Origin of the sequence: Pseudomonas protegens (assembly GCF_003732485.1) — a bacterium.
Classification (GTDB): domain Bacteria; phylum Pseudomonadota; class Gammaproteobacteria; order Pseudomonadales; family Pseudomonadaceae; genus Aquipseudomonas; species Aquipseudomonas protegens_B.
In genome coordinates this window covers 14,706-20,958 of the sequence record NZ_MOAK01000089.1, presented here as the reverse complement: position 1 = coordinate 20,958, position 6,253 = coordinate 14,706, and the positions used below count along the sequence as shown (strand labels likewise).

Annotated in this window: 6 protein-coding genes; all 6 read right to left on the bottom strand. The window is 64.8% G+C overall.

What is annotated here, in order from left to right:
- Nucleotides 1-190, bottom strand: a 190-nt coding sequence (locus BLX41_RS31850) for a T6SS effector phospholipase Tle3 domain-containing protein (protein ID WP_148059798.1), incomplete at its 3' end; no start/stop codon positions are given.
- 200 nt (nucleotides 191-390) lie between these two features.
- Nucleotides 391-1,164: an enoyl-CoA hydratase gene (locus BLX41_RS31845; protein WP_123728076.1), complete on the bottom strand. Its 774-nt coding sequence runs from the start codon at nucleotides 1,162-1,164 to the stop codon at nucleotides 391-393.
- A 20-nt stretch (nucleotides 1,165-1,184) separates the two neighbouring features.
- Nucleotides 1,185-2,312 carry an acyl-CoA dehydrogenase gene (locus BLX41_RS31840; RefSeq protein WP_123728075.1) on the bottom strand — a complete coding sequence of 376 codons (1,128 nt, stop codon included), beginning with the start codon at nucleotides 2,310-2,312 and terminating at the stop codon, nucleotides 1,185-1,187.
- A gap of 12 nt (nucleotides 2,313-2,324) precedes the next feature.
- Nucleotides 2,325-3,515, bottom strand: coding sequence for an acetyl-CoA C-acyltransferase (locus tag BLX41_RS31835; protein WP_123728074.1), 1,191 nt, complete (start codon nucleotides 3,513-3,515; stop codon nucleotides 2,325-2,327).
- Nucleotides 3,516-3,527: 12 nt separating this feature from the next.
- Nucleotides 3,528-4,289: an SDR family NAD(P)-dependent oxidoreductase gene (locus tag BLX41_RS31830; protein ID WP_123728073.1), complete on the bottom strand. Its 762-nt coding sequence runs from the start codon at nucleotides 4,287-4,289 to the stop codon at nucleotides 3,528-3,530.
- A gap of 14 nt (nucleotides 4,290-4,303) precedes the next feature.
- Nucleotides 4,304-5,968, bottom strand: a complete 1,665-nt coding sequence (locus BLX41_RS31825; RefSeq protein WP_123728072.1) for an AMP-binding protein — start codon at nucleotides 5,966-5,968, stop codon at nucleotides 4,304-4,306.
- Between the last annotated feature and the right edge of the window lie 285 nt (nucleotides 5,969-6,253).

Below are 6,253 nucleotides of genomic sequence, written 5' to 3'. Positions count from 1 at the left end.
GGCGTTCGTTGAGCCCCTCGCACAGGCCGCGCTCGATGCGCTCGTAGCAACCGGCAAGGTCGTTGACGCCATGCACCACGATGGTCACGCAGGGCTTGGGGGGCGGCGCGATCAGGTGCACATCGCCACCGCCTGGCAGGGTGATCGCTTCACCGGTGCAAATGGTCCTCATCCGAACGGCGTCATTCATCGTGCAGGTCCTCCTTGATGGCACTGATGCTGCGCAAAAAAAAGCGGGCGCAGCACCATAACAAAGGACCAGGACGATAAATCTAAGAGTTCTCTGAAAGGCCCTCGGACTAGGTGCGCCTGATGGTCACAGGTGCCGCCGAGGCAAAAAAAATCGCAGCTCAGGCTGCGATTTTGTATAGCGGCTCCCCCGTAGGAGGTTTATTGGTCCTTGAACTGCGGATCACGCTTGCCGATGAAGGCGGCCATGCCTTCTTTCTGGTCCTGGGTGGCGAAGGCGGCGTGGAATACCCGGCGTTCGAAGCGCACGCCTTCGGACAGGCTGACTTCGAAGGCGCGGTTCACGCTTTCCTTGATCATCATGCTCACCGGGATCGATTTGCCGGCAATCACCGCCGCCACTTTCAGGGCTTCTTCCACCAGCTCATCGGCCGGCACGATGCGCGCGACGATGCCGCAACGCTCGGCTTCCACGGCGTCGATAAAGCGTCCGGTCAGGCACATTTCCATGGCCTTGGCCTTGCCCACGGCGCGGGTCAGGCGCTGGGTGCCGCCCATGCCCGGCAATACGCCGAGGTTGATTTCCGGCTGGCCGAACTTGGCGTTGTCGCCGGCCAGGATGAAGTCGCACATCAGCGCCAGTTCGCAACCGCCGCCCAGGGCGAAGCCGTTGACCGCGGCGATGATCGGCTTGCGCCGGTTGGCCACGCGGTCGCTGTCGCTGAACAGGTCGTCGAGGTAGATCTGCGGGTAGGTGAGTTCGGCCATTTCCTTGATGTCGGCACCGGCGGCGAAGGCTTTCTTCGAGCCGGTGATGACGATGCAACCGATCTGCGGGTCGGCTTCCAGGCGATCCAGGGCCTGGTTCACCTCGCCGACGATCTGCGCGTTGAGGGCGTTCAGCGCCTGGGGACGGTTGAGGGTGATCAGACCGACGCGGTCCTTGATGTCCAACAGAATGGTTTCGTAGCTCATGAATCAGCTCCTGCTAAAAGTCAGAGATTGCGCGAAATGACCATGCGCTGGATGTCGCTGGTGCCTTCGTAGATCTGGCAGATACGCACGTCTCGGTAGATGCGCTCCAGCGGGAAGTCGCTCAAGTAGCCATAACCGCCCAGGGTTTGCAACGCCGCCGAACAGACCTTCTCGGCCATTTCCGAGGCGAACAGTTTGGCCATCGAGGCCTCCACCAGGGCCGGCTTGCCACTGTCGCGCAGGGCCGCGGCGTAGTGCACCATCTGCCGCGCCACGGCGATCTGGGTGGCCATGTCCGCCAGGCGGAAGGCCACGGCCTGGTGCTCGATGATCGGCTTGCCGAAGGTTTCGCGCTCGCGGGCGTAATCCCGTGCCGCTTCGAATGCGGCCCGGGCCATGCCCACCGATTGCGAGGCAATGCCCACGCGCCCGCCTTCAAGGTTGGCCAGGGCGATCTTGTAGCCCTCGCCCTCCTCGCCCAGGCGGTTGGCCAGCGGCACCTTCACATCCTCGAAGAGGATCTGGCAGGTGTCGGAGGCGTGCTGGCCGAGCTTGTCCTCGATGCGCGCGACCTTATAGCCCGGCGAGTCGGTGGGCACGATAAAGGCACTGATGCCGCGCTTGCCGGCTGCCGGGTCGGTGACCGCGAACACGATCACCACCCCGGCGTTCTGCCCGGAGGTGATGAACTGCTTGCAGCCGTTGAGCACATAGTGGTCGCCGTCGCGGCGGGCCCGGGTTTTCAGGCTGCTGGCATCGGAGCCGGCCTGGGGTTCGGTCAGGGCGAAGGCGCCGAGCATGGCGCCACTGGCCAGGGGCTTGAGGAAGCGCTCCTTCTGGTCATCGTTGCCGAACTTGAGGATCGGCACGCAGCCCACCGAGTTGTGCACGCTCATGATGGTGGAACAGGCGCCATCACCGGCGGCGACTTCCTCCAGGGCCATGACATAGGCCAGGTAGCCGGTGTCGCACCCGCCCCACTGCTCGGGCACCAGCATGCCGAAGAAACCCAGCTCGGCCATCTCGGCAATGGCTTCCTTGGGAAAGCGGTGCTCGCGGTCCCAGTCGGCGGCGAAAGGCTTGAGGCGTTCCTGGGCGAATTGCCGGGCCGCGTCGCTGATCTGCAGTTGTTCGTCATTGGGCAACATCGGGATTCCTCGTTACAGGCATTCAACGGCCATGGCCGTGGCTTCACCACCGCCGATGCAGATCGCGGCCACGCCACGCTTGAGGCCTTTCTGGCGCAGGGCCGAGAGCAGGGTCACCAGGATCCGCGCACCGGAAGCGCCGATCGGGTGGCCCAGGGCACAGGCGCCGCCGTGCACGTTGACCTTGGCGTGGGGGATTTCCAGCTTGCTCATGGTCACCAGGCTGACCACGGCGAAGGCTTCGTTGATCTCGAACAGGTCGACCTGGTTCAACGACCAGCCGGTCTTCTTCATCAGCCGCTCGATGGCACCCACCGGGGCCACCGGGAACAGCCCGGGGGTATCGGCGAAGGCCGCGTGGCCGTGGATCACTGCCAGGGGCTTGAGGCCGCGCTTGTCAGCTTCGGAGCGGCGCATCAGCACCAGGGCCGCGGCGCCGTCGGAGATCGAGCTGGAGTTGGCCGCGGTCACGGTGCCACCCTCGCGGAACGCCGGTTTCAGGGTGGGGATCTTGTCCAGCTTGGCCTTGGGCGGCTGTTCATCGTCGCTGATCAGCTTCGACTCCTTGCCGACCATCACCTGCACAGGAACGATCTCGTCCTTGAACAGGCCGTCCTTGATCGCCTGCTGGGCACGGGTCAGGGAAGCCACGGCGAAATCGTCCTGGGCCTGGCGGGTGAAGCCGTTGGCCTCGGCGCAATCCTCGGCAAAGGAGCCCATCAGGCGGCCCTTGTCGTAGGCGTCTTCCAGACCGTCGAGGAACATATGGTCCAGGACCCGGCCGTGGCCCATGCGGTAGCCGCTGCGAGCGCGGTCGAGCAGGTACGGGGCGTTGGACATGCTTTCCATACCGCCGGCGATCACCACCTCGGCACTGCCGGCCAGCAGCATGTCGTGGGCCAGGATGGTGGCCTCCATGCCCGAACCGCACATCTTGTTCAGGGTGGTGCAACGGGTGCCCTTGTCCAGGCCGGCGCCCAGGGCGGCCTGACGCGCCGGGGCCTGGCCGAGACCGGCAGACAGCACGCAGCCGAACAGCACTTCTTCTACCGCGTCAGCCGCAATGCCGGCCCGCTGTACGGCGGCGCGAATGGCTTCGCTCCCCAGTTGCGGCGCGCTGAGGCCTTTGAGGTCCCCCTGGAAACCGCCCATGGGGGTACGGACGGCGCTGACAATGACAATCGGATCGTGGGCAATGGACATGATGAATCCTCCTTACTTGGCGGCCATGCGCAAGGCGCCGTCGAGACGGATCACCTCGCCGTTGAGCATGCTGTTTTCAATGATATGCCGCACCAGCGCGGCGTACTCGGCGGGCTTGCCCAGGCGCGGCGGAAACGGCACGCCAGCGGCCAGACCGGCCCGTACTTCGTCGCTCATGCCGGCCATCATCGGGGTTTCGAAGATCCCCGGGGCGATGGTCATCACCCGGATGCCGAAGCGTGCCAGTTCACGGGCCACCGGCAAGGTCAGGCTGGCGATGGCGCCCTTGGAGGCGGCGTAGGCGGCCTGGCCGATCTGCCCGTCGAAGGCGGCGATGGAGGCCGTGTTGATGATCACCCCGCGCTCGCCGTCGGCATTGACCGGGCTTTCGGCAATGGCTGCTGCTGCCAGGCGCAGCAGGTTGAAGCTGCCGATCAGGTTGACGTTGATCACCTGGCTGAAGCTGGCCAGGGCGTGGGGGCCGTTCTTGCCGAGGATCTTCTCGCCGCGCACGATGCCGGCACAGTTGACCAAGCCGTTGAGCCCGCCAAAGGCCTTGACCGTGGCCTGCACCGCCGCCTCGGCCGCGGCTTCCTGGCTGATGTCGGCCACCACGCTCTGGCAGCCCAGTTGCTGGGCCTTGGCCGCCACGACCTCGGCATTGAGGTCCACCAGCATCACTTTGGCGCCGGCGGCGACGAGCATTTCAGCGCTGGCGGCACCCAGGCCGGACGCGCCGCCACTGACGAGAAACACCTGGTTTTCGATCTGCATCATTCAAATCCTGTTCATGCGGTAGCTGTTGACGCCGCGGCCTCTTGAGCCTTGGCGATTTCCTGGTTGCGCAAGATAAAGCGCTGCAATTTGCCGCTTGGGGTTTTCGGCAAGTCGCTGACAAATTCGATTTCACGGGGGTAGGAATGGGCGGCCAGGCGCTTGCGCACATGCTGGCGCAGTTCTTCGGTCAGTTCCGGGGTGGCCCGGTACTGCTCGCTGAGCACCACGAAGGCCTTGACCAGCTCGGTGCGCTCCGGGTCGGGCTTGCCCACCACTGCGGCTTCCACCACGGCCGGGTGCTCGATCAGCGCGCTTTCCACGTCGAAGGGCCCGACCCGGTAGCCGGAGGTGGTGATCACATCGTCGCTGCGGCCGACAAAACTGATGCTGCCGTCCTGGTTCAACTCCACGGTATCGCCGCTCAGGTAGTAGTTGCCGACAAAGGCCTTGGTCGGCACCCCGGCGTAACCGGCGAACCAGCACATCGGCGACTGGCTGCGGTCGATGGCGAGAATCCCCGGCTGGCCGACGCCCAGTTCCTGGTACTGCTCATCCAGCACCACGATACGGTGGCCCGGCGAGGCGAAACCGGCGGCGCCGACATGCACCGGGTGCTCCAGGCCGTGGTGGTTGCACAGCACCATGCCCAGCTCGGTCTGGCCGTAGTGGTCGTGGATCACCACGTCCAGCTGCTCGGCGAACCAGCGGATGACTTCGGGGTTGAGCGGCTCGCCTGCGCTGCTGACGATGCGCAGGCGGCCCTTGATCGAACGGGCGAACTGGTCGCCCCCGGCAATCAGCAGGCGGTAGGCGGTGGGCGAGCCGGTCAGGTTGGTGATGGCGTATTTGTTGATCACCCGGCAGGTGCTTTCCAGGGTGAAGGGGCCATCGTAGAAGGTAATCGGATGGCCCAGGCCCAGCGGCCCGGTGACGCCAAAATAGATGCCGTAGGCCCAGCCCGGGTCGGCGACGTTCCAGAAGGCGTCTTCCGGACGCAGGTCCACGGCGTCGCGAGTGTAGGCCTGGAACGCGACAATCGCTTTGAGCGGCACTTCCAGGGCTTTCGAGGGGCCGGTGGTGCCCGAGGTGAACATCAGCAGGAATGGGTCTTCGCCGGTCAGCAGCACGGGCTCGCACTGGGCCGGGTACTGCTCCAGCTCGGCCCAGAAACTGAAATCTCCACGCACGATGCCCTGGCCCTTGGCGCCTGCGACCGTGACGATGGTCGGGCACTCGGCGACTTCCGCCAGCTTGGGCCGGTTCACCGCGTCGCTGACCACCAGCTTGGCCTCGGAGCTGTTGAGACGGTGCTCGATGGCCTTGGGGCCAAAGGCGGTGAACAGTGGCTGGTACACCGCGCCGATACGCCAGGTGGCAAGCACCGTGATCAAGAGTTCGACATTGCGCGGCAACAGTCCGGCGACCTTGTCGCCCTTGCCGACCCCCTGGGCCAGGAAGAAGTTGGCCAGACGTGCGGCCTTGTCCTGCAGTTCAGTGAAGGTGTAGCTGGCGCTGCTGCCGTCCCGGCCTTCCCAGAACAGCGCGATACGACCGGGCAATGCATGCCGGTCACAACATTCGACACAGGCATTGAGCGCCGACAGCGAGCCCGCGAGGGCGGCGTCGACGGTGTGCTGATAGTTGAACTCTTTGATAGCCGACAGGTAGTTGCGCATTGCCGAAATCCCTCACTGTTCTTATTAGGATGGGAACCTCATGAAAATCAGGGAAATACTGGCGCCAGAGCCCTTGCGGGACAATGGTCAAAGCTATCAAGTTGCGTGACCGGTTTGGCCAAGAGCCCAAGCTGCCCCAGTGAGATCGCCCGGACTGTGGGAGCGGTGTGAGGCTTGCAGACCTCTTCGCCGGCAAGCCGGCTCCTACGGGGGATGGGGGGGTACCACCTGTGTAGGAGCTGGCTTGCCAGCGAAGGCGTCGGCCCAGGCGGCGCAAGGCTTGCA

Bases quoted from the DNA above. Each gene is read 5' to 3' on its own strand.
- BLX41_RS31835 (WP_123728074.1), bottom strand. From the start codon at position 3,515: ATGTCCATTGCCCACGATCCGATTGTCATTGTCAGCGCCGTCCGTACC.
- BLX41_RS31830 (WP_123728073.1), bottom strand. From the start codon at position 4,289: ATGCAGATCGAAAACCAGGTGTTTCTCGTCAGTGGCGGCGCGTCCGGC.
- BLX41_RS31825 (WP_123728072.1), bottom strand. From the start codon at position 5,968: ATGCGCAACTACCTGTCGGCTATCAAAGAGTTCAACTATCAGCACACC.
- BLX41_RS31840 (WP_123728075.1), bottom strand. From the start codon at position 2,312: ATGTTGCCCAATGACGAACAACTGCAGATCAGCGACGCGGCCCGGCAA.
- BLX41_RS31845 (WP_123728076.1), bottom strand. From the start codon at position 1,164: ATGAGCTACGAAACCATTCTGTTGGACATCAAGGACCGCGTCGGTCTG.